The organism is Rhodococcus sp. 14-2496-1d, assembly GCF_002259365.1.
In the GTDB taxonomy this organism is placed as follows: Bacteria; Actinomycetota; Actinomycetes; order Mycobacteriales; family Mycobacteriaceae; genus Rhodococcoides.
The window spans coordinates 74,813-97,187 of sequence record NZ_NPFV01000013.1 but is presented as its reverse complement, the minus strand read 5'-3'; the positions used below and the strand labels follow the sequence as shown (position 1 = coordinate 97,187).

The window sequence follows — 22,375 nt, the reverse complement described above, 5'->3', positions numbered from 1 at the left end:
TCGGCTCCTCAGTTCTGGATTTCCGACTGCGATCAGAGGATGGAATCCGAATCCCAGGAGCCGATTCGCCGCTTCAGTCCCAATTCACCCGGGACGCCATGCTCAGTAGCTTTGCTCGACGCGTCTCGTTTGTCTCGCCGATTCGGGCAATTCGCCCGTATACATGCGCCCGAAAGTCGTTGTGGTGATGCCGATTCTGCTCGGCTGGGCCACTGGTGATGCAGTTGTGCAGCAGTGCCCGGAGAGTGTCGTACTCCTCTCGGGGCACCGCCGGCCACGAGTTGACGACGAGTCCGGTGAGCTGTTGTCGCTGATGAGCGCGCCTGACCCTGGTCTTGTCCGGATGAATTGCGAAGCCTTCGTCGTGGGCGATCTGAGTAATCAACCACAGCAGTCTGTCCACGTCGAGGTCTGGCCCACCGGAGAACGCCAGATCGTCGGCGTATCGGCTGTAGCGGGCACCGACGGACCGGGCAAGCCCGGTGGCCCGGATATCGAGTTGTCGCGCAGCCAGATTCGCCAACGCAGGTGACGTAGGCGCTCCCTGCGGCAGGTGGGTGGCGCGAAGCCGCGCCGCCGTGGGACGGTCCACGCCGACCAACTCACGTGCCGGGGTCACCGTGGTACAGAGCGCGGCGAGATTCGCCGCGACTGTCCGCGGATATCCCACGGCCTCGAAGATCGCGACCACTCGATCGAATCCGATGGACGGAAAGAAGCGCCGAAGATCCACCGAGATCACCACGTCGCGTTCGGAATGCGACATCGCGAATGTACGCGGACTGCGCGCTTTCGCGAAGCCGTGCGCCGCCGGATGAGCCGGGATCCGATCGAGGATGCGGCGCAGTATTTTTCGTTGAATTTCCCGTAGACGTGGTTTCGGCACTTCGAGCAGTCGGATGCCCTGACGCTTGTCGAGCCGTGCAGATCGATAGTGCTGCAACGGGAACGGCGCAGTGCGAAGCCTGCCCTGCAGATCGGCGAACCATTCGATTTCGGAGATCGTCAGGTCCAGCGACCGCGCGAGCTGACCGGTGGTCTCGTACCGCGGTACCTCGAATCGCCAGGGCTTGTCACTGTTGCGCGTCGGTCTCTGTGACGACACCGACGGCTCCGGAATGAACGGAAGGTCGCGCAGCAGAACGAAAATCGACGCCTCGTCGAACGGCGGACTCGGATACAGATTGATGACCCGATCCGCCAACCACGTCGCTTTGGCCGGGACGAGTGGCTCGAACGCCTCCGCGAGTCCGGATCGCGTCCACTCGGCATCCGCAGCCAGGCGCGCCAGCGTCGCGGCCGCCTGTGGGGTCAATTCGCGTTCGGTCACAGGCGGTCGTCGATCGGATGCAGTGCCGTGGAATTCAACGCCGTGACATGCAACGGCGCGGGGCGACCGAAATCTTTCGTCCTCGGAGCTGCCAAGCACGCGGAGCGTGCAGACCAGCTTCGGACGCAGTGCTCGATTCTCGTGATGTACCCAGGGGTTACCCCTGAGACCGGTCCCGCGGACCAACTCTCGCCCACGCGCCGCTGCATCCCTCCACCATGCCAAAGGGACGCAGATCTGTCAGCGCGTTGCCCGCAGGACCGTCACGGAAGAAGAGACTCGACTTCGCCCATGAGGTCGGAGATCTGCGGCCGAATCTGCTGGTTCACCAGCGTCCACCGCGCGCGACTACCCGCCGATCGACCGCGATTCCGAACGCCGAGGTTCGCAGCGAAGGTATTGGAACCGACAAGAGCCGGGCTGCGTCCAAGGACGTAGACGTCCGCGAGAAATGGGTGAGGCAATGCGTAGGGCACGACGATGGATGCCGGCGATGGCGGTGCTGGTGATCGCCGCGGGCTGCTCGAGCGACACCGACGGCGACGCCCTCGCCGACGCGACATCAAGTGGGGCGGCCAGTACGACCAACCCCGCGCCGACGCCCTGGGACCCATGCACCATCCCCAACGAGGCCATAGAACGAGCGGGATTGAACGTGGACACCAAGGAGTCCGGGGTGTTCGGGCGGGATCAGAATGGATTCAAGATCTGTGGGTGGGAGAGTCGGCCGCCGAGCAGCAAGTACTACGTGCGAATTTTCGTCGGTTTCGAGACCATGGACTTTGTCAACGATCCTAGCTACTTCAACCGACTCGAACCTGTTCGGGTGGGTACGCGCGACGCCACGCAATATCAGCAACTTACGGCCGATGCTGGTCTGAACTGCGGTGTCGCCTTCGTCTCAGGTAACGAATTGATCAGGGCAACAATCATCACGGGCGCAGGGGTCGGAGACCCGCCGTACGACCCGTGCACCGAGTTGAACAAGGTCGTCGCCGCTCTCGATTCTGAACTTCCCACCTAGACCACGCCCATACGAAAGGGATCGAACTAGTGGCCAATCCCCAATCGGATCCGCTCACGTACTGGAAGGACCTGAATACGCAAGCCGACGAGGGCACCTTGGCCATTCCCGCTGAAGTCGCTGCCAAGTGCGACGCGGCCTGTGTCATTTACCTCGCGCACCTCGAGAAAATGCAGATCGACGCGCTCGCGTTGGCAGAAGCCAAGAGTTGGGGCGACTTACCGTCCGCGCAAGCTCTGCAAGCCCGGTTCGGTCGCCTCGCCACCGGCACCGATCGGTCTCTCGACGTGATTCTTCAGCAGCACATCGAGGTCATCGAATCAATGCGGATGCTCTTTCGGCGCTACTTCGACGAGACCGAGGCTACCGATACCCAGACGTCTGCGAACATCACCGCACTCGCTCCGGGAAGCTAGCAGCGCAACACTTTTCGATGGACTTCGACCTCGCGTTTGTCGTTGTCCAGTCGCCGTTCGACCGGCAGATAGCCGTGTGAACGCCACCATCCGATGCTCTCGACCATGCTGACCATCGGACCCACGAACACATGGGTCCACCCCTGCGCCGCAAGCCTGCGCTCGAGCTCCGCCAGCACCTGATTCGCCACACGATCGTGGCCCTCGTCCGCGTCGACGATCAGACTCCCCACCCATGGCTGTCCCTCGCGCGGATGCGGAACAAGCAACGTCACCACTCCCACGATTCGTTCTGCTACACGAATCACCAGGCACTGGGAGTTCTCCATAACCGTGTTGTGCCACAGGAACTTCTCGACATCCTCCGTGGTGAATGCGGTGACACCGGTGTGCAACGTACTCGCGTCGAGGAACTCGGGATTGCTGTTGAACACCGCCAGGAGGTCCTCAGGACCATCGCTGCCCTCGACCTCCCGGACCGCATACGAACCCACGTCGAATCGGATTTTCATCACGCCACGATAAGTCCACTACCCAATCCACGCCCTTCATCGTCATTCACGCCCGCTACAGGCGGTGTGAATCCCCACGAGGGGCGTGAATCCGCGCGCAAGCACTTCTGGCAGGCGATTCGTTTGCAGGCAGCTACCCGCAAGACGGTCGTGCTTCGCAACCCCTACCTCGAAGAGGCGTCGACGCCAACCTGCCACGGGCCGAAGCCGAAGTCGCTGCAGCTCGAGTCGACTTCTGCTGGTCCCTGGGAAGAATCAGCCTCCGTGCGCCTCGACGGCCACGGGCTGCCATTCGCGCCAGCTCGCGAGCCTCGACTCGTAGTCCTTCGTCGCGATCTGCAGTGGTGCGTCGCCGAAAAAGACTCGCAGTGGCGGCTTTTCGGCGTCGACGACCTTGAGCAGTGCCGACCGTGTTGCACTCGGATCACCGGGAGTCGCCTGCCGGGCACTGCGCAGCTTCGCAGCCTTGTCTCGAATCGAGTCGTACGCGGCGATGTCGGTGGACTTCTTGGCAGACGGGCCGGACCAGTCGGTGGAGAACCCACCCGGCTCGATCAGCGTCACATGGATGCCGAAGTCCTCGACCTCCTGGGCCAACGCCTGACTGAACCCTTCGAGGGCCCACTTGGACGCGTGGTACGCACCGACATTCGGGAATGCGGAGATTCCACCGATGGACGACACCTGCAAGATGTGGCCACTCCCTTGCTCACGCATGAACGGCAGGGCCGCCTGCGTCACCCACAGCGCGCCGAAGACGTTGGTCTCGATCTGCGCGCGGGCATCTTCCTCGGAGAGTTCCTCGATCATGCCGAACTGGCCGTAGCCGGCGTTGTTGACGACGATGTCGAGCGAGCCGAACTTGTCGTAGGCCTGCTGCACAGCCGCGAAGTCGGCCGCGCGATCGTTCACGTCCAGTTCGATCGGCAGGATGGCGTCGCCGTACTGCTCCACCAGGTCCTTCAATGTGTCGGTGTTGCGGGCGGTGGCCGCTACCCGGTCACCGCGCTCGAGCGCTGCGATCGTCCACTCACGACCGAAGCCCTTGGAGGTGCCGGTGATGAACCATGTCTTCGCTGCCATGAATCTCGTCCCTTCGCTACACGGACAGAAGTAGGGACGACGCCCGCTGCAAACGCCTCTCGGCGAGTGGTCGCTCGAAGCGACAAATGGGGTGAGGCCCGGGGCTTGCCAAGCGGACGCCGTCAGGGGTTCCAACGAGACACCCCCGCCGACTATTCCCCACCCGTCAGCTGTGTTCGGTGATCATCACTGCCATGGTGTTCGGCTCCAACGCTTCGAAGATATGCGGCACATCGCCGGGGTAGGCCACGTAATCGCCCGGAGCCAGCTCGACGGCCTCGCCGAGCGGCCCGACCATGGCTCGTCCCGCGCTGAGCACCACGTGCTCGACGACACCCGGCGAATGCGGATCCGAACGCCTAGGTTCGCCGACGTCCGCGCTGATCAAGTAGATGTCTCGGCGGGCGTTCGGCGGAGACGACGCCAGCAGGGTGGCCGTATAGTCCGCTCTGTCCGACGCGAATCTCGGCCCCTCCCCCGCACGGATCAGGCGGACCGACTGCTTTGCGGGCTCGACCAGCCTGGAGAACGGCACGTCCAGCGTGACGCTGAGTGCCCACAGAGTCTCCAGGCTCGGATTTCCGGTACCCGATTCCAGTTGCGACAAAGTCGATTTGGCGATGCCGGCACGGCGGGCGACTTCTGCGAGAGACAGGCCGACGCGTCGTCGCTCCTGCTGGAGAGCGGCAGCGATGGCCGCAATCGGTGGACCGGTATCCGCCATTCGTTCACTCCATCGGTACGTCCGTTTGATTTGACGAACAGACTAACAGGGTCCACTATAACGACCATGCGTTCGACATGGCGAACCCTGCAGGGGGTCAACATCCGCGACATTGCGTTGGTCTGCTTGGCCGACGCCTTGGTCGGGGCATCGTTCGGTGCCATCTCCGTAGCCGCGGGCCTGCCACTGTGGCTTCCGGTCGTGATGTCACTGGTGGTCTTCGCGGGCTCGTCCCAGTTCATCTTCGTCGGAATTCTGGCGGCCGGAGGAAATCCCGTTGCTGCTGTGGCCAGCGCGTTGCTCGCCAACATCCGACTGGTTCCGCTCGGCTTCTCCATCGGCGAGGTGTTTCGGAACGTCGCACCACTGAAGCGGCTACTCGGCACTCACCTCATCACCGACGAGGCGGTGGCCTTCAGCGTGGCCGAACACGACGAGGGCAGCCGTCGAACAGCGTTCTGGGTGTGCGGGATCGGACTGTTCGTCACCTGGAACATCGGCGTGGCGATCGGCACCCTTGGCGGTGGAGCGATCAGCGATACCGCCGCACTCGGTCTCGATGCCGCATTCCCGGCGATTCTGCTGGGACTGATCATGCCTGCGCTCCGAGACCGGGCCACCCGCAACGCAGCCCTCGCCGGAGCGTGCATTGCGCTCGTCGCGTCGATGTTCCTGCCCAGCGGACTACCCGTTCTCCTGGCACTGATCGCCGTCGTACCGGCCATGTTCTCCAATACCCCTGCCGCACAGAAGGAATCCGCATGAACCTCACGATTCCCCTGCTCGCGTTGATCATCGGCACCTACGCCCTCCGCATCGCCGGCCCGGCACTCCGAACCCGAGTCACCATCTCCCCTCGCATGGACAAGGTGATGACCACCGCAGTCGCCGTGATCTTCGTGGCACTGGTCGCCACCTCGACGCTCCTCGTAGGCAAGGACTTCGCCGGATTCGCGTTACCCGCAGGAGTAGCTGTCGCTGCCGTACTCGCCTGGCGACGAGCGCCGTTCGTAGTCATCGTTCTCGCCGCAGCCGCCACCACTGCGGGGCTTCGATGGGTCGGCGTCGCCTGAGTCTGCAACACTGGGTTGGTGTCCGAGTCCCCTGTTCAGTCCGTCGATCGCGCGATCGAGGTGCTCGAATACCTTGCCGACCACGGCGAATCCGGTGTGCAGGACGTTGCGGCGCACCTCGAAGTGCACAAGTCCACGGCGTTTCGCCTGCTCAGCGCACTGGAGTTTCGCCGACTCGTCGAGCAACCAGGCGAGCGCGGCAAGTATCGCCTCGGCATCGGTTTGATCCGCCTCGCCACGTCGGTATCCGCGCAACTCGACATCACCCGCATCGCCCGACCGATCCTGCAGGAACTCGCCGACACCATCGGCGAGACCGTCAACATCGCTGTGCCGGACGGCAACGTCACCGTCAATATCGATCAGGTCCGCGGCGGTTCGTCGATCATCAGTCACAACTGGCTCGGTGAGAGATCTGCCCTGCATGCGACGTCCAGCGGGAAAGCACTGATGGCGTACGACGACTCGCTTCTGAAAGCCGGAGTCGACGGTCATCTCGAACTGTTCACCGCCAACACCATCACCACCAAGACCGCTCTGCTCGACGAGATCGAGACGGTCCGGTCCACCGGAATCGCCTACGCGCGCGAGGAGTTGGAGATCGGACTGAACGCGACAGCGGCCACCATCCTCAGCTACGACGGCTCCGCGGTGGGTGCGATCACCGTCTCGGGCCCCGCCTACCGACTTGACGAGGACCGCCTCACCGCGGCAGGGGTGTCCGTTCTCGCTGCTGCACAGCGCGTCTCGACGCTATTGGGTTGGTCCGGCCAAGCGTGATCCGACCCAGTCGTGAAACGCCCTGATGTGATGCTCCGCCGGCACCAGCACGCCGCCGTCGCGATACATCCGTGACGACATCGCCGGCTGGCACCGCTCGCACGCCTCGAAGTCCTGCTCGTTGACGCGATGGAACAGCTCCACACTCTTGTCCATCGTCGCCGCGCTGTGCGGATCTGCCACGACTGCAGGGGCATAGAGCCAATCGCATTCGACGACCGTTCGATCGACGGACATCGGGAACATGCGATGGATGATGACGTGGTCGGGAACCAGGTTGACGAACACCGTCGGCCTGATCGTGATGGCGTAGTACCGTCGATCCCGATCCTCCCCTACCCCGTCGAGGGCGTCGAATCCGTGGGAGCCGTCGACGGTGAAGCCGGCTATGTCACTGCCGAACTCTGCACCGTGCCCCACGTACGTCTGTGCTGCCATGCCGTCGGCGAACTCGGGTAGCACCTCGGTGAGCTCGGGATGAATCGTGGCACAGTGGTAGCACTCCATGAAGTTCTCGACGATGAGCTTCCAGTTGGCCTTGACGTCGTAGACGATCCGGCGCCCGAGGGCGAGTGATTCCACGTCGTACGAATCGATGGCACCCACACCTCCGAGTCGTTCGCGAACGTCGCCCTGCACCGTGTCCTCGAACGACGGGGCCTCCTCGGCAACGCACACCCAGACGTATCCGAGCCATTCCCGGACATGCACCTTCCGGAGCCCGTACTCCACCCGATCGATCATCGGCATATCGATCAGGTTCGGAGCTGCGATCAGCTTGCCGTCGAGATCGTACGTCCATGCGTGATAGGGACATTGAAAGTTTCGACGCACCGTGCCCGACGCCTCGGTGCACAGAGTCGCGCCGCGATGTCGGCAGATGTTGAAGAACGCAGTCACGCCGCCCTTCCGATTGCGGCTGACCAGGATCGACTCTCGACCGACCTGAACCGTGCGGAATTTTCCGGGCTCTGCGATGTCGTCCGATCTGGCGGCGCAGAACCACATCTGCTCGAAGATCTGCTCCTGCTCGCGAACGAAATATGCTGGATCGACGTACGTTTCGCCGCCCAACGTCGGGAGCAGAGTGGGCTGCAGTTCGGGATCGACCATGGTCATGCCGACACCGCGCATCTCGCCGGGTCGAACAGCGCAATCGGGTGTGACGTGGCCCCGTTGATCGCAAGGTCGGCCAGAACTTCTCCGATGACGGGAACGAACTTGAACCCGTGGCCCGAGAACCCGCACGCCACAGTGACATTGGCGTGGTCCGGATGCTTCGCCAGTACGAAATGCTCGTCCGGCGTCGTGGTGTACATGCAGGTCTTCGCATCCAGGTGTGGTCCCGACAGCGCCGGGAACGTGGTGACGATGCGCTCCTGCAGTCGAGCGATCTCTTCGGGATGCACTGTGCGGTCGATGGTGTCGGGATCACATGGTGTCCCGGCGCGGAAGAACGAGATCTTCACACCGCCGCCGTCCCCGTCGATGGCCGGAAAGCCGTAGATCTGATCCGGCCCGTCCCCGCAGATGTAGACGGGGTGGTGCGAGCTGTCGAAGGCCGCTTCGCCCGATTCCGGGGTGACCCAGTGCATCACCTGCCGTTCGACCACCAGCGGTACGCCGATCTCGGCCAACAGCTGCGGTGCCCACGCTCCCGGTGAAATGACCAGTGCTCCAGCGGTGTACGTTCCGGCCACCGTAGTCACGGTCACCGAGGAGTCGGTGGATTCCCAACCGAGCACCTTCTCGTCGTAGCGCAGTTCGGCACCGGCAGCCTCGGCGAGATCGAGATGTGCGGCCACCGTCGTCTCCGGTCGCGCGATGCCCGCCTTCTCCTCGAACAGGGCGAACTCGTCGGACCTGAGTCGGACCGTCGGGAAGCGTCGCTGCGCCTCGGCAGGGTCGAGTACGTCGTGCTTCAGACCCCACTTCTCCGACGCCCGCAGGCTTCCGCCGAACGTGAGCCCGTCGGGCCTTCCCACATAGAGGCCACCGGTTTCGGTGAACACATCGCGCCCACTGTCCGCGGCGAGGTCGTGCCACAGTTCGTACGCGCGCAGGAGCAACGGCACGTAGGCCGGATCCTCGAAGTACGACTGCCGGTAGATGCGGGAGCCGCCGTGACTCGATCCCAGCGCATGCGCCGGTCCGAATTGGTCGATACCCAGCACCCGCTGCCCGCGTCGGGCGAGGTGACAGGCGGCGGCGCTACCCATGCCGCCGATACCGAGGACGATCACGTCATACGTCATATCTCTCCTAGGTCGTTCCTGCAGGCTCCACTCCCGCTATCCCTGGGTCGTTCCTGCAGGCTCCACTCCCGCCTCAACATCTGATCTTGCTCATGTCGGGATCCACCAGCGGTTCGGCCATGACCGTCGCGGGTAGTAGGTCTCGGAAGTACTGGACTGCAACATGATCACCGGGTTGCAGCCCTGCCGGTAGCCAGGCGTAGGCCACCGTCCTGCCGACCGTGTATCCGTACGCGGCGCTGGTCACGTACCCGACCACGGTGCCGTCGCGCAGTACCGGTTCCTTACCCATCACCACGTGAGACGGGTCGTCCAACGTCAGGCAGGTCAGCACCGGGCCGTCGCCTCCTTCGTGCAGCGCCGAGGCTCCGACGAAGTCACCCTTGGCCTTTCGTACCGCAAACCCGAGCCCCGCCTGATACGGATCGTGTTCGGTGGTCATGTCGGTACCCCACGACCGGTAGCCCTTCTCCAGTCGGAGACTGTTGAACGCACTGCGCCCTGCGGCCACGACGCCGTGCGCCTGCCCGGCCTCCCACAGCGTGTCCCACAGGCGCAGTGCGGTATCGGCGTCGGTGTACAGCTCCCAGCCGAGCTCGCCCACGTACGACAGTCGCAGCGCCAGGACGTCGACCCCGCCGACATGAATGGTCCTGCCGTTGAAGTACTTCAGACCGGTATGCGAAATGTCGGCCGAGGTGAGCGGAGCCAGTACCTCCCGCGCCAACGGTCCCCACAGACCGATACAGGCGGTGGCACCGGTGATGTCGCGAACGTACACATCACTGCCGGCATGGCGCAGCATCCAGTCCTCGTCGAGCGGACCGTTCACTCCCACTTGGAACCGATCCTCGGCAACTCGGGCGACGGTCACATCGCTGCGAACACCACCGGTCGCGTCGAGCATCAGTGCGTAGGTGACGCTGCCGACCTTCTTGTCGAGCTGGTTGGTCGTCAACTTCTGCAGCAGCGCGAGCGCACCGGGTCCGCCGACCTCGAGGCGTCGCAGCGGCGTCATGTCGTACATCGCCACCGCCTCGCGGGTGCGCCAGGCCTCGACGGCGCTGATCGGTGACCAGAACTTCGCCGACCACGGCTCTCGCTTCGGTGCCTGCCACTGTTCCGGAAGTTGTTCGAGCAGAACGCTGTTCGACTCGTACCAGTGCGGTCGCTCCCAGCCGGCACCGTCGAGGAACATCGCGCCGAGCTCCTGCTGACGACCGTAGAACGGGCTCACTCTCAACGGCCTCGGTTCCACCTTGGGCTGCAGTGGGTGGATGATGTCGTACACCTCGACGAAGTTCTGCGCACTGGTGCGCGCCACGTTCGACGGCACCAGGTCGGTCTTCTCGAATCGGTAGAGGTCGCACTCGTGCATGTCGATCTCGCTGTGCCCGGTGATCATCTGCTCGGCGAGCGATTTCGCGACGCCGGCAGAATGCGTCACCCAGATCGCCTCGGAGACCCAGAGCCCCTGCACTTCTCGTGATTCTCCGACGATCGGTGCGCCGTCGGGTGTGAAGGAGAAGATGCCGTTGAACGCGTGTTGTATTTTCGCGTGTTCGAGCGTGGGAAGGAGCTCGGTGCTGCGCTGCCAGGCGTCGGCGAAATCGGCGTCGGTGAACGGCATAGACGACGGCATGTTCTGTGCGGTCACGTTCTCACTGGAACCGAGTTCGCGGGAATCGACGGGCATGGGACGGTGGTGGTACGAGCCGATTCCCAGGTGATCGCCGTGTTCGCGGTAGTAGAGCCGCTCGTCCTGATGACGGAGGATGGGCAGAACCGCTTCGGTACGAGCTCGACGCGACGGCAGGTCCAACTCGGTCGTGTGCGCGTACTGATGCGCCAGGGGCTGTAGCGGCACCGTCATACCGAGAAGCTCGCCCAGCTCCGGCCCCCAGAATCCGGCGCAGCAGACGACGATATCGGCCTCGAAGGTGTGCTCGCCCGCCCGCACGGCCGTGACTCGACCGTTGCTCCGGTCAATCGACGTGACGTTCATGCCGCCGATGAATCGCGCCCCGCGCGCGGTGGCCAGCTCGGCCTGCGTCGAGCTGGCCTTGACGGCCTTGGCCAGTCCGTCGTCCGGGGTGTGCAGGCCGGCGAGTACCCGGCCGCGATCGAGCAGGGGGTACAGCTCGAGACAGCGTTCGGCGTCCACCACCTCCGAGGTCAGTCCCCAGGACGTGGCGAAACCGTGGCGTCGATGCAGCTCGTCGACGCGCTCGGGCGTCGTCGCCACCTCGAGGCCACCGACGTCGAGGAAGCAATCGAGGCTCTTGAACTTGGCGGCCGTGTAGGCCGCGAAGCGCGACATCGATCGGGAAGAATTGGTGGCGAACACCAGGCCCGGCGCATGCGAGGTGGAACCTCCGGTGAGCGGTAGCGGGCCCTTGTCCAGGACGGTCACGTCCGTCCAGCCACGTGCGGTGAGTTCGTCGGCGAGGCTGCAGCCGACGATTCCGGCACCGACGATCACAACCCTCGGGATGCTCGAGGACATGACACGCTCCTAGGGGGTGTACGTCGAGTTGATTTAGTTGCACAATACGAACTGCACTTCGTATAGCGCAACAGATTCACACGATCGAAACTCGAGCGTTCCATCGCCGCAACGGGGTGATCCCACGCTGGGTACAACACGAGCACTGCACACCCTCAGGTCCCCGGAGGCCCGACCATGACCGCAACGTTCTCCACCCGCGTCCTGCTCGACGTCGGTCGCGCCGAGGATCTCCCCGACGGCGAGGCCCTGCGCATCACCCCGGCCGGAGCACCGCCGATCGCGATCTTCAACGTCGAAGGTGAGTTCTTCGCCATCGACGACACCTGCACCCACCAGGACGCCTCATTGTCCGAAGGCTGGGTGGAGGATTGCGCCGTCGAATGCCCGCTCCACACAGCATGTTTCGACCTACGCACCGGAGCGGCACTGGGTGCTCCCGCGAAGATCCCCGTACGTACGCACGCCGTACACGTCGAGGACGGAGTCATCCGCATCGCGGTCACTCCGTGAAGTCGGTGACCGTGGTCGGAGCCTCGCTCGCCGGGGTGGCCGCAGCCCGCGCACTGCGCGATCAGGGTTTCGACGGCCGCATCACGATGATCGGCGACGAAGTGCACCTGCCGTACGACCGACCGCCACTGTCCAAGAGTTTCCTTCTCGGTGACGAATCCGCACTGCCACTCGACATCGACGGTCTGGACGTCGAGTGGCGTCTCGGTTGTGCGGCCACCGGCCTGTCGGGGACCACGGTCTCGACCGCATCCGGCGATATCGGCGCCGACGCGGTGGTGATCGCAACCGGAGCTGCGGCCTGCCGGCTCCCCGGCACAGTCGGGATCGACGGAATTCATGTGCTGCGCAGCCTGGACGATGCGCGTGCGCTGCGGTCTTCGCTGTCGTCGGGAGTTCGGGTCACGGTGGTCGGAGCCGGGTTCATCGGCAGCGAAGTCGCCTCCACTGCAGTGGGAATGGGCGCTTCGGTGACCGTCGTAGAAGCCTCGGAGACTCCGCTCGCTCGCGTGTTCGGCAGTGAGCTGGGCTCACTCATCGCCGGGTGGCACCGCAACGCCGGTGCGGCACTGCTGACCGGAGTATCGGTAGCCGGATTCGTCGTCCAGGCGGGCCGGGTACGTGCGGTGGAATTGGCGGACGGTTCGATGATCGAGTCCGACGTGGTCGTCCTCGGCGTCGGTTCGACGCCGAACATCGGCTGGCTCGACGGATCCGGCCTGGACATCCACGGCGGAGTGGTGACCGATCACCGCGGCATCACCTCCAACCCAGCCGTCGTCGCCGTCGGGGACTGCGCTGCAGTGCGAGATGCCGCCGGGGTGATTCGGCGCGACGAACACTGGACCTCCGCCGCAACCCGCCCTGCCGTCGCCGTCGAGGCACTGCTGACCGGTGGGTCCAAGGGGTTCACCGGACTGCCATACGTGTGGTCCGACCAATACGCCGCGCGAATCCAGTTCGCCGGACATCACGGACCCGACTGCATCGCCGACATCGTCGAGGGCGACCCCACCACCGGGCCCTTCGTCGCTCTATACCGACACAACGACCGCCCGGTCGCCGTGCTGGCGGTGTCCTCGCCGCGATCCTTCGGCAAATGGCGCCGTCAGGTGGTCGATACCTCGACCCTGATGACCTGAGCGTTCCCTGTTTCCCTCCGCCGACGGCACCCCCTAGGTCCACTCGATGTGACATTGACCCCCGAAAAGGCCACCGAATGTCACATTGAGTACCCACCAACGGCAACAATGGTGATCGAACACGGGAATCGATTGTCGACTTTGGGAGCAGCAATGACCGCGCTGGATGCAGTACGACGACGGTGGCCGAAGACGATGCCGCTGCAGCCGCTGCCGTCGGAGTCGTGGGCCAAGCAGGAGCCCACTTGGAAGGGTGCGAATCCGCAGGTCATCGAGTCTGCTTTGAAGCGTGCGAAGACGCGGACCTCGGGCAATTGGTTCGTGTTCGCTGCCAGTCGTGACGTCAAGGCCGACAAACCGTTCGGCAGGTATGTCGGCACCACCGAATTGGTGGCCTGGCGGGACTCTGCGGGCAAGGTGCACATCGGGCCGGGTGCGTGCCCGCACCTGGGCGCGGCGTTGGATACCGCGAAGATCGAATGCGACACATTGGTCTGCCGCTGGCACGGTCTTGCGCTCGGGCCGAAGGGCAAGCCCGGTTGGCGTCCGGTGCCCGCGTTCGACGACGGGGTTCTGGTGTGGGTTCGGCTCGACGAGCTCGGTGGCGAGGAGCCGACGCCCGTCCCCGTGGTTCCGATCCGCCCGCCTGCTTCGACTGCTATCGCCGGTGTGGTCACTCTCGTCGGCAAGTGCGAGCCCGACGACATCATCGCCAATCGACTCGACCCCTGGCACGGTGCGTGGTTCCACCCGTACTCGTTCGCACGGCTGAAGGTGGTCAGCGCACCTACCGACATCGATGTGCCCGAAGAGGACGATCGCTTTCTCGTCGATGTGACCTTCCGCGTCAGTCGTGGCGTCGGTGTGCCGGTGCGGGCCGAGTTCGTCTGCCCCGGTCCCCGCACCATCGTGATGCGCATCCTCGACGGTGAGGGAGCGGGCAGCGTCGTCGAAACCCATGCGACCCCGTTGGCCCCCGCACCCGACGGCACACCGCGTACCGCCGTCATCGAAGCCACGATCGCAAGTTCGGATCGACCGGGATTCCAGATGGCGCGCAAGGCGTCCGGTCTCCTGCGACCGGCGATGAACTTCACCGCTGCACGGTTGTGGAAGGACGATCTCGACTACGCCGAGCGACGCTACGAGCTGCGTTCGCAGGGCCGGGCTTGATCTAGCCTTCGACGAACTGGGCGAGTTGCGCGATGACGGTACCCCAGCCGTCGTGGAAGCCGTACTCCTCGTGCATCTTTCGGTCTTCTTCGTTGCGGTGCATCACGTGGGCGTTGTACTGGGTTCCGTCGGGGTGGTCGGACAGGGTGATCACCGCGGTCATGAACAGCTGCGGTGCCGGCCGCCACCCTTCGACGAGGGAGTTGGTGAACACGATGCGCTCACCGTCGTCGACGGCGAGGAAGCAGCCGTCGATGTGCGGAGCGAAGTCGCCACCGGATTCGCTGATGAGGGTCCGGAAGGCCCCACCCGGTCGCGGGTCCCAGCCGTCCACCCGGCACAGAGCAGGCGCAGGGATCCACCACTTCTCGAATTTCGACGGGTCGATCCACGCACTCCACACTGCTGCGCGTGGAGCCTTGATCACGCGTGAAATGGTCAGGTCGAGGGAAGGATCGATCGATGTCATTGCGCTTCACTTTCTTTCGCGGTGTCGGTGACGAACTGTTCGAGGCGATCGGTGCGGGATTCCCAGACGGCTCGTTGCTCGCGTAGCCAGTGATCGGCCACGTCCAGGTTGGCTCGCTCGATCGTGCATGCACGAACACGGCCCACCTTGCGCGTGCGAATCCAGCCACTGCGCTCGAGCAGATGAATGTGTTTCATGAACGACGGCAGAGTCATGTCGAACGGTTCGGCAAGTTCGCCCACCGTGGCCGGTCCGGAGCTCAACCGGCTCAACACTGCCCGCCGGGTCGGGTCGGCCAGTGCCTGAAACACATCATCGAGAACGGTCGAATACTGAGCCATAAGGCACACTATCGCCAAGTCATACTGAGTGCAAGAGCTAAGTATCGAAACCGACTTCCCTGATCACGACCCATGCTGCGGCACAGCACTATTGGATCTGAAAAATTTCTGAGAACCTCCAGAAAACCCCTTGGCACTCGAAGGGTCAGAGTGCTAATTTCTGATCTGCACAGTTAACGAGCGACTCGCCACAGGGGTGAGCGCATCTGGGTACAGGAGGTGGTTGCTGTGCTTCGTTTCGATCCGTTCCGTGATGTCGATTCCCTCACCTCGGCCATGCTGGGTGCCTCTTCCGGTTCGGACCGCGCCCCGCGATTCATGCCGATGGACCTCTACAAAGTCGACGACCACTACGTGCTCAGTGCCGATCTTCCCGGCATCGACCCCGGATCGATCGATGTCGACGTCGACCGCGGTACGTTGACGCTCACCGCTCATCGATCCGCTCCGGAAAACACAGGGGTGCAGTGGATTACCTCGGAACGATTCGCCGGCACGTTCCGCCGCCAGGTCTCGCTGGGTGACGGCGTCGATACCGAGCGCATCTCCGCGGCGTACGACAACGGCGTTCTGTCCATCACCATTCCCCTCGCCGAACGCGCGAAACCACGCAAGATCGACATCGCACACACCGAGCAGAAGTCCATCGAACACGAATCGACCTGACCCGAAACGGACAGCCGAACAGATCACGAAAACCATTGGGGTGATGCACTATGCCATCCGAGGCGGTGGTGTGGACGGAATCGGCCGACCGTGAGCAGTGGTGGCGCACAGTGGTGGGTGTCGAGACGAGCATCAGGGAATGCTCGACGGCGGATGTGCGCGATCAGTGTCGAGCCGAGCCTCTCGACGACGATCTCTACCCGCACACACAGCAAGCAGCGTGACGAGAAAGGCCGGTACCGAATACTCGGTGCCGGCCCTCCGTCATCGGGACCTCTACAGAGACAACGAGAAGAACGTGCTCGATGGATCGAGCACGTAGTCCGCGAACGGTGGGCACTCGACGAACCCGTGGCGCACATACAGCCTGCGGGCAGCAGCGAAGTAGTCCTGGGTTCCCGTTTCCAGGCTCACCCGCCCGTACCCACGTCGACGCGCATCGTCGAGAACATGCACGAGCAGGCGCGAGGCGACACCCTGCCCCCTCGCCGCCCCCGTGGTCCGCATCGACTTCAGCTCGCCATGATCCGGGGTGAGCTCCTTCAGCGCTGCGATACCGCACAGTGTGTCGGCATCCCAAGCCGTCCACACGCAGACGTCGGACCCCCGCAGACCCGATAGATCCAGGGCATGCACACTCTCGGCAGGCGAGGTGGCGTTCATGTCCGCGAGATGCTCGGTCAGCAGCGCCTGCACCTGCGGACGCGACAGATCGTCGACCTCGATCCGCATGCCGGAACTCACCTGTTCATGAGCCTCTCGATGGCGTCGAACATCTTGAATCGTCCACTCGTCGGCACTGTTTCGATGTCGTGACCGGTGACGCCCCAGCTCGCCAACAGTGTGTTCGCGGCCTGCAGCCCGGTGGTGGCCGCACGTTCCATCAGCGCCACCGGCAGATCGATACGGATTCCGTCGCCGGCAAGTACCAGTGCGGGTTCGGGGGTACGGACGGTGGGGCGCTCGGCGAACGCGCCGAGGCCGAACATGGGGCAATCGTCACGCCACTCGGATCGTTCTGCGATCACCTCTGCATCGGCGGTTTCCGGATAGATCTCGTGCATCCGATCCATCAGCTGCTGACGCGTCACCTCCTCGGATTCCTCGGCGGCGTAGGCGTGCAGTTCGACGACGGAGCCGCCGGTGCGGGCAGCCCACTGTGCGGCCTCGTCCTCGAACCGCTCGAGCACGCTGATGTTGTCGATCGGAGGCATGCCACCGGTGCCGATGAAGGCGGGGCGATCGGCGTTGACGGCCTTGCTCAACCACACGCGGTGCACCAGGAACGGCGGTGTGTTCTGCAGCGCAGCAACCTGTTTGCGCCAATCGGGCGTCCCCAGCTCGGGTGACTGCTCGAGCACTCGCTGCAATCCGGCGATGTCGGTCGCCAGTACCACCGCGTCGGCGTCGATGATGCCGCCTGCGTCGACGCGAAACTTTCGCAACCCGCCGCGGCTGATCTCGCCGCACGGTGTGGAGGTTCTGATGTCGACTCCGAGTCCGGTGAGGTACTCCCCCAACGGGTTCCACAGAGCCTGCGGGTACGGGTCACGGGGAACGTCGAAGATCAGGCCCTCGGAGGAGCCGAGGAAGTAGATGTGGAACATCATGGCGAGCTCGGCGGCAGACATCTTCTCGGGGTCGGCGAAGAAGCTGCGGGAGAACACTCCGAACGCCAGGTGCCGCGCGGCCTCGGGGAAGTTGATGTTGCGCAAGAACTCTGCGGCGGGAGTGGTGTCCAGCTCGTCGAAGGTCTTGGGCACGCTGACCGTCATCAACGGCAGTGCCGCAATACCGTTGAGGTCGGTGAGGTCCTTCCACCGGAACGTCGGACTACGTTTGACGAACGCGAAGGCGTTGAGTGGCGGCGTTTCGGGCAAGCCCTTGAATCCGTCGATCCGGCCGTCACCGTCGATCAGTGGGTAGTCGTCCACCGGACGCAGCCGAGCCAACTCGGGGTCGGTGCGGCGGAGCAGGTTTCGCAGGTTGTAGTACTGCCGAAAGAACGCATGGAAGCCGCGGCTCATGGTGGCGGGTGAGCCGTCCTCGAGCGTCGTGTCCCATCCGCCGACGCGGCCGCCGAGGTAGCTCTCGCGTTCGACCACGTGCACTTTCACCCCCCGCTCGGCCAGCGCGGTCGCAGCACTCAGACCCGCGATGCCACCGCCGACCACCACCACCTGCGGAACGTCCGCCAGCTGTGCGGCGTCGGAATACCCTTGCACCGCAGCATGAGTGACTCTCTTGGAATCGGTCAACGCTCTTCCTCCGCGGGACGAGAGCCGAGGAACGTGTGCACCACACCGTTCTGCCAACCGGTCATGGTCTCTTTGGCCACCCCGGTGTAGCCGGCTCGCTGCATCCGCCGCATGAAGGCCGAGGCACCGTCGAAGGTCACGACGCTGCGCCACAGGTGCCGGTACAGGGTGGCGTCGCGCGTCGCCAGCCAGCCGAGAGGAATGATGATGCCCCAGCTCACCACGTTCCAGGAGATCCTGGCCCGCAGCGAGTCGTGCACCGAGTACTCGTGGAATGCGATGGTCGAGCCCGGACGCAGCAGGGACAGAAGCGATTTCAGCTCCGTGTCGGGATCGTCGACGTTCCTGATGAGGTACGCGGCGAGTATCGCGTCGAACGGACCGTCCACCCCGTTGATCGCCAGATCTTCGACGCGTGAGTGCACGAACGTCACGTTCGACGGCCAGTCCTTGCTCCGCGCGACCTCGAGCATCTCGGCCGACGCGTCGGCGGCGACGATCTCGGCATGCGGCGCGGCTTCGAGCAGCGCTGCAGTGGATGCGCCGGTGCCACAACCGATGTCGAGCAGACGCAGGCCTGCACCCAGGTTCGGGATCCGCAGCCGCTTGGCCGACTTGAGCAGGTGTTCGTGGTAACCGGGGTTCGCTCCGACGAGCCGGTCGTACGCCTTGGCACCGACATCGAATGCCCCGGGAACTTCGTTGCGCGGCAGTCCGCCCTTACCGACCTTCACAGTGCCTCTTCCTTGCTGACGCGGGCCGAGGGCCCACCCTGGACCGATACGACATCACCGTGCTGCAACTGCCGTCCGCGCCGCACATCCACATCCCCGTTGACACTGACCAGACCGTCGGCGATCACGCCCTTCGCCTCGGCACCGGATTCGATGAGGTTGGCGAGCTTGAGGAATTGACCCAGTCTGATCGATTCGTCGCGGATGGGGACATCGTGTGCGTCGGACATGTCTCCATCCTGTACTAGCAAGCCGTTCGCTGCTACCAACCGGTCACATCGACGAACGGAACCGGCGCAACCGCAGGCTGTTGCTCACCACGAACACCGACGACAGCGCCATCGCGGCACCGGCGAGCATCGGGTTGAGCAGGCCCGCAGCGGCCAGCGGCACAGCGGCGACGTTGTAGGCGAAGGCCCAGAACAGGTTGCCCTTGATCGTGCTCAGGGTGCGCCGGGAGAGCCGGATGGCATCGCCCACGGCCCGTAGATCACCGCGCACCAACGTCAGGTCGCTGGCCTCGATCGCCACATCGGTGCCCGTACCCATCGCAAGCCCCAGATCCGCCGTGGCGAGGGCGGCCGCGTCGTTGATGCCGTCGCCGACCATCGCCACCACCTTGCCCGACGCCTGCAGTTCCCGAACGGCATCGACCTTGCCCGTCGGCAGGACACCGGCGATGACCTCGTCGATTCCCACCTCGGCGGCGATCGTGCGAGCGGTGGCCTCGTTGTCGCCGGTCAGCATGACCGGGGTCAGGCCGAGTGCCCGCAGTTCCGCGACGGCCTGCTTCGAAGTCGGCTTGACCGAGTCGGCGACCACCAGCACTCCGCGGGCCCTGCCGTCCCAGCCGAGAGCGACGGCGGTGCGTCCCTGCCGTTCGGCGGCCTCGAATGCATCTGCGAGTTCAGTGGGTAGAGGCATCGACCAGTCGGCCAACAACGAGCGACGCCCGAGGACGCCGGCGCGACCGTCCACGACGCCCTGCACCCCGAGGCCGTCGAGGCTGGTGAATTCTTCGACGGCCATGGACCGGGTCGAACCCGCGATGGCGCGGGCGATGGGGTGTTCCGAACCCGATTCCAACGCTGCCGCCACGGCACGGACCTCGGTCTCGTCCTCACCGTCGGCCACGTGAACCGACTGCAGCGTCATCTCACCGGTGGTGACGGTCCCGGTCTTGTCGAGTACGACGGTATCGATGCGGCGCGTGGATTCGAGGATTTCCGGGCCCTTGATCAGGATCCCGAGTTGAGCGGCCCGGCCGGTGCCGACCATCAGCGCAGTCGGTGTGGCCAGGCCGAGCGCGCACGGGCACGCGATGATGAGCACCGCGACTGCAGCAGTGAACGCGCCCGCTGCGGAACTGCCTGCACCGAGCCAGAATCCGAGGGTCGCGACCGAGATCGCGATGACGATCGGCACGAATATCCCGGAGATACGATCGGCCAATCGCTGCGCCTGCGCCTTGCCGGTCTGCGCGTCCTCGACGGCCTTCGCCATCTGTGCGAGCTGAGTGTCGGAGCCGATTCGCCTGGCTCGGACGGTGATTCGGCCACCGACGTTGAGCGTCGCGCCGACCACTGCGTCGCCGACGCCGACTTCCTTGGGCACGGATTCGCCCGTCAGCATCGATCGGTCGACGGCCGAGGAGCCGCTCTCGACGGTGCCGTCGGTGGCGACCTTCTCGCCCGGACGAACGACGAACAGATCGCCGACGGCCAACTGCTCGATCGGAATCTTTTGTTCCGTATCGCCTTTCAGAACGGCCACCGTCTTGGCACCGAGGTCCATCAGAGCGCGCAGCGCCGCGCCGGCCTGGCGCTTGGATCGGCTCTCGAACCATCGTCCGGCCAGGATGAAGGTGGTAACGCCCGCTGCGGCCTCGAGGTAGATGTTGCTTGCCCCGTCCGTACGCGCGATCGTGAACTCGAACGGATGCGTCATACCCGGGGTGCCTGCGGTGCCGAGGAACAGTGCATAGAGCGACCACCCCAACGCCGCGAGGGTGCCCATGCTGACGAGGGTGTCCATGGTCGAGGTGCCGTGCCGCAGATTGGTCCATGCGGCGCGGTGGAACGGCAGCGCGCCCCATACGACCACCGGCGCGGCGAGAGTCAACGACAGCCACTGCCAGTTGGTGAACTGCAACGCCGGAATCATCGCCATCGCGATCACCGGCACGCTGAGCACCGCCGAGACGATCAGCCGCTGCTTCAACGGGTCGGCGGGAGGCTGGTCGGCCGGTTCGGCCGCAGGCAGAGAGGCGGTGTAGCCGGCCGCCTCGACGGCCGCGATGAGGTCTTCGGTGGCCACGCCGTCACTGGTGACGCGCGCCTTCTCGGTGGCGTAGTTGACCGTCGCCGTTACCCCGTCGAGCTTGTTGAGCTTGCGTTCGATGCGGTTGGCGCACGACGCACAGGTCATGCCGCCGAGGATCAGTTCGGTTTCCTGGCTCATGCCTGCTCCTCCCGTGCTTCGATGGTGAATTCGGCTGTGTGCACGACGCCCCCGTGCTGAAAGTCCAGGAAGAGCGCATATGTTCCCGCGGTCGGCGCGTCGACGGTGAAGTCGACCGTCGGTCCCGGCGGGCCGTCCTCGGGGTGAACGTGTAGATAGGCGAGGTCGTCGGCGCGGAGGGCCACCAGGTGTCCGTAGGCACCGAGATACGGCTCGAGATCGGTGACCTCGCGGCCGTTCTGCGCGATCGACAAGGACACGATGGAGTCCTCGCCCGCGGTGACCGCTCCGGTGAGCGTCACGTCGTAACCGTCGACCCTCGATGTCACATTCGGTGTACTCAGGGGCTCCGGCCGATAGTCGCCGGGAACGGTCAACTCTGCCCCGAGGGTGATGTTCTCCCCGCCGGCCGGGGTGAAGTCGGCGAACAGGCGGTACGGCCCGGATCGGGTGAGATCGAGAGTCGTCGACCATGTTCCCGACGCGTCGCGCGTCGGATGGACGTGCTGGAAGTCGGTCAGATCACGCCGAACGACGATGAGGTGCAGTTCCTCGGTGTGCATGAGGTCGTAGTCGGTCAGTGCCGCCCCGTCCGGTCCGCTGATCGTGAAGGCGACCGGTACGTCCGGTCCCGATTCGACGACCGATCGTTCGAGCGAGAGTGTATAGCCGTCCTGGGTGGCCTGGAGCCCGGCTGGCACTGCGGCCGGGGCAGCCGTCTCGTCGTGCGCGTCGTGGCCGGTGTGCGACGCGGCTGCGGTCGCCTGGGCGTCGGGTCCGATCTTGTCCCCGACGAACAGCGCCGCCAGGAACAGGAACGCGATCCCGACGAAAAATCCGACGAGCTTGGTGGGTGCGTCGAGCTCCTGCCGTTCTGTGTTCACGGCACTACCCTACCCCCCCAGGGTATCTATTC

At 64.6% G+C, this 22,375-nt stretch carries 25 protein-coding genes; 10 read left to right on the top strand and 15 right to left on the bottom strand.

Translation table 11 applies throughout. The features are described from left to right. Positions 1 to 73: 73 nt before the first annotated feature. A complete protein-coding gene (locus tag CH296_RS10245; RefSeq protein ID WP_094684642.1) occupies positions 74 to 1,330 on the bottom strand; it encodes a reverse transcriptase family protein in 1,257 nt (418 codons plus the stop codon). A 463-nt stretch (positions 1,331 to 1,793) separates the two neighbouring features. Here CH296_RS10245 and CH296_RS10235 point away from each other — a divergent pair, with 463 nt between their 5' ends. Next, a complete protein-coding gene (locus tag CH296_RS10235; RefSeq protein ID WP_256980401.1) occupies positions 1,794 to 2,354 on the top strand; it encodes a DUF3558 domain-containing protein in 561 nt (186 codons plus the stop codon). Between the two features lie 29 nt (positions 2,355 to 2,383). Next, positions 2,384 to 2,770, top strand: coding sequence for a hypothetical protein (locus CH296_RS10230; RefSeq protein WP_094646314.1), 387 nt, complete (start codon positions 2,384 to 2,386; stop codon positions 2,768 to 2,770). Here CH296_RS10230 and CH296_RS10225 read toward each other — a convergent pair. The 3 genes from CH296_RS10225 to CH296_RS10215 form a co-directional block, all read right to left on the bottom strand. Continuing rightward, positions 2,767 to 3,282 carry a GNAT family N-acetyltransferase gene (locus CH296_RS10225; RefSeq protein ID WP_094684639.1) on the bottom strand — a complete coding sequence of 172 codons (516 nt, stop codon included), beginning with the start codon at positions 3,280 to 3,282 and terminating at the stop codon, positions 2,767 to 2,769. The genes CH296_RS10230 and CH296_RS10225 overlap by 4 nt on opposite strands. 255 nt (positions 3,283 to 3,537) lie before the next feature. Then, positions 3,538 to 4,365 (bottom strand): SDR family oxidoreductase, encoded by an 828-nt coding sequence (locus tag CH296_RS10220; RefSeq protein WP_094684638.1) that lies wholly within the window; start codon positions 4,363 to 4,365, stop codon positions 3,538 to 3,540. A gap of 166 nt (positions 4,366 to 4,531) precedes the next feature. Next, positions 4,532 to 5,089 carry a helix-turn-helix domain-containing protein gene (locus CH296_RS10215; protein ID WP_032397072.1) on the bottom strand — a complete coding sequence of 186 codons (558 nt, stop codon included), beginning with the start codon at positions 5,087 to 5,089 and terminating at the stop codon, positions 4,532 to 4,534. Positions 5,090 to 5,155: 66 nt separating this feature from the next. On the opposite strand from CH296_RS10215, the gene CH296_RS10210 reads away from it, so the two are divergent. From CH296_RS10210 to CH296_RS10200, 3 genes are read left to right on the top strand one after another with little or no spacing between them, the layout of a single operon-like run. Continuing rightward, a complete protein-coding gene (locus CH296_RS10210; protein WP_032397071.1) occupies positions 5,156 to 5,854 on the top strand; it encodes an AzlC family ABC transporter permease in 699 nt (232 codons plus the stop codon). Further along, on the top strand, positions 5,851 to 6,162 hold the full coding sequence (locus tag CH296_RS10205) for an AzlD domain-containing protein (protein WP_045197890.1): 312 nt from the start codon (positions 5,851 to 5,853) through the stop codon (positions 6,160 to 6,162). The genes CH296_RS10210 and CH296_RS10205 overlap by 4 nt, the downstream gene beginning before the upstream one ends. Positions 6,163 to 6,180: 18 nt before the next feature. Beyond that, positions 6,181 to 6,942 carry an IclR family transcriptional regulator gene (locus CH296_RS10200; RefSeq protein ID WP_094682519.1) on the top strand — a complete coding sequence of 254 codons (762 nt, stop codon included), beginning with the start codon at positions 6,181 to 6,183 and terminating at the stop codon, positions 6,940 to 6,942. On the opposite strand, the gene CH296_RS10195 is transcribed toward CH296_RS10200, so the two are convergent. The 3 genes from CH296_RS10195 to CH296_RS10185 all read right to left on the bottom strand — a co-directional run bounded on the left by CH296_RS10195 (position 6,916) and on the right by CH296_RS10185 (position 11,703). Beyond that, on the bottom strand, positions 6,916 to 8,061 hold the full coding sequence (locus CH296_RS10195; protein ID WP_094684687.1) for an aromatic ring-hydroxylating dioxygenase subunit alpha: 1,146 nt from the start codon (positions 8,059 to 8,061) through the stop codon (positions 6,916 to 6,918). The genes CH296_RS10200 and CH296_RS10195 overlap by 27 nt on opposite strands. Continuing rightward, entirely contained in the window at positions 8,058 to 9,197 is a 1,140-nt protein-coding gene (solA, locus tag CH296_RS10190; RefSeq protein ID WP_094684637.1) for an N-methyl-L-tryptophan oxidase, read from the bottom strand. The genes CH296_RS10195 and solA overlap by 4 nt, the downstream gene beginning before the upstream one ends. 73 nt (positions 9,198 to 9,270) lie before the next feature. Next, complete coding sequence (locus CH296_RS10185; RefSeq protein WP_094684636.1) at positions 9,271 to 11,703, bottom strand: FAD-dependent oxidoreductase; 2,433 nt, start codon at positions 11,701 to 11,703, stop codon at positions 9,271 to 9,273. A gap of 177 nt (positions 11,704 to 11,880) precedes the next feature. On the opposite strand from CH296_RS10185, the gene CH296_RS10180 reads away from it, so the two are divergent. The 3 genes from CH296_RS10180 to CH296_RS10170 all read left to right on the top strand — a co-directional run bounded on the left by CH296_RS10180 (position 11,881) and on the right by CH296_RS10170 (position 14,531). Then, complete coding sequence (locus tag CH296_RS10180) at positions 11,881 to 12,216, top strand: bifunctional 3-phenylpropionate/cinnamic acid dioxygenase ferredoxin subunit (RefSeq protein ID WP_179273657.1); 336 nt, start codon at positions 11,881 to 11,883, stop codon at positions 12,214 to 12,216. Further along, positions 12,213 to 13,358, top strand: a complete 1,146-nt coding sequence (locus CH296_RS10175) for an NAD(P)/FAD-dependent oxidoreductase (protein WP_179277686.1) — start codon at positions 12,213 to 12,215, stop codon at positions 13,356 to 13,358. Before CH296_RS10180 ends, CH296_RS10175 begins: the two co-directional genes overlap by 4 nt. Before the next feature lie 153 nt (positions 13,359 to 13,511). After that, positions 13,512 to 14,531 (top strand): DUF5914 domain-containing protein, encoded by a 1,020-nt coding sequence (locus tag CH296_RS10170; RefSeq protein WP_176459177.1) that lies wholly within the window; start codon positions 13,512 to 13,514, stop codon positions 14,529 to 14,531. Position 14,532: 1 nt separating this feature from the next. On the opposite strand, the gene CH296_RS10165 is transcribed toward CH296_RS10170, so the two are convergent. Continuing rightward, entirely contained in the window at positions 14,533 to 15,000 is a 468-nt protein-coding gene (locus tag CH296_RS10165) for an SRPBCC family protein (protein ID WP_094684635.1), read from the bottom strand. Then, positions 14,997 to 15,341 carry a helix-turn-helix transcriptional regulator gene (locus CH296_RS10160; protein WP_032397064.1) on the bottom strand — a complete coding sequence of 115 codons (345 nt, stop codon included), beginning with the start codon at positions 15,339 to 15,341 and terminating at the stop codon, positions 14,997 to 14,999. The genes CH296_RS10165 and CH296_RS10160 overlap by 4 nt, the downstream gene beginning before the upstream one ends. 228 nt (positions 15,342 to 15,569) lie before the next feature. On the opposite strand from CH296_RS10160, the gene CH296_RS10155 reads away from it, so the two are divergent. Together CH296_RS10155 and CH296_RS28900 are read left to right on the top strand one after the other, a co-directional pair. Next, the gene (locus CH296_RS10155) at positions 15,570 to 16,007 is read left to right on the top strand and encodes an Hsp20/alpha crystallin family protein (protein ID WP_045200692.1); all 438 of its coding nucleotides are present in this window, start codon (positions 15,570 to 15,572) and stop codon (positions 16,005 to 16,007) included. Between the two features lie 50 nt (positions 16,008 to 16,057). Continuing rightward, a complete protein-coding gene (locus CH296_RS28900; RefSeq protein WP_179277685.1) occupies positions 16,058 to 16,231 on the top strand; it encodes a hypothetical protein in 174 nt (57 codons plus the stop codon). Between the two features lie 52 nt (positions 16,232 to 16,283). On the opposite strand, the gene CH296_RS10150 is transcribed toward CH296_RS28900, so the two are convergent. The 6 genes from CH296_RS10150 to CH296_RS10125 are packed head-to-tail and all read right to left on the bottom strand — an operon-like array spanning position 16,284 to position 22,343. Next, the gene (locus CH296_RS10150) at positions 16,284 to 16,739 is read right to left on the bottom strand and encodes a GNAT family N-acetyltransferase (RefSeq protein WP_094684685.1); all 456 of its coding nucleotides are present in this window, start codon (positions 16,737 to 16,739) and stop codon (positions 16,284 to 16,286) included. Positions 16,740 to 16,747: 8 nt separating this feature from the next. Beyond that, on the bottom strand, positions 16,748 to 18,265 hold the full coding sequence (locus CH296_RS10145; protein ID WP_032397063.1) for an NAD(P)/FAD-dependent oxidoreductase: 1,518 nt from the start codon (positions 18,263 to 18,265) through the stop codon (positions 16,748 to 16,750). Then, positions 18,262 to 18,999, bottom strand: coding sequence for a class I SAM-dependent methyltransferase (locus tag CH296_RS10140; protein ID WP_094628922.1), 738 nt, complete (start codon positions 18,997 to 18,999; stop codon positions 18,262 to 18,264). Before CH296_RS10140 ends, CH296_RS10145 begins: the two co-directional genes overlap by 4 nt. Next, positions 18,996 to 19,229: an RNA-binding S4 domain-containing protein gene (locus tag CH296_RS10135; protein ID WP_032397061.1), complete on the bottom strand. Its 234-nt coding sequence runs from the start codon at positions 19,227 to 19,229 to the stop codon at positions 18,996 to 18,998. Before CH296_RS10135 ends, CH296_RS10140 begins: the two co-directional genes overlap by 4 nt. A gap of 43 nt (positions 19,230 to 19,272) precedes the next feature. Next, complete coding sequence (locus CH296_RS10130; protein ID WP_094684634.1) at positions 19,273 to 21,459, bottom strand: cation-translocating P-type ATPase; 2,187 nt, start codon at positions 21,457 to 21,459, stop codon at positions 19,273 to 19,275. Beyond that, entirely contained in the window at positions 21,456 to 22,343 is an 888-nt protein-coding gene (locus tag CH296_RS10125) for a hypothetical protein (RefSeq protein ID WP_094656728.1), read from the bottom strand. The genes CH296_RS10130 and CH296_RS10125 overlap by 4 nt, the downstream gene beginning before the upstream one ends. Positions 22,344 to 22,375 lie beyond the last annotated feature (32 nt).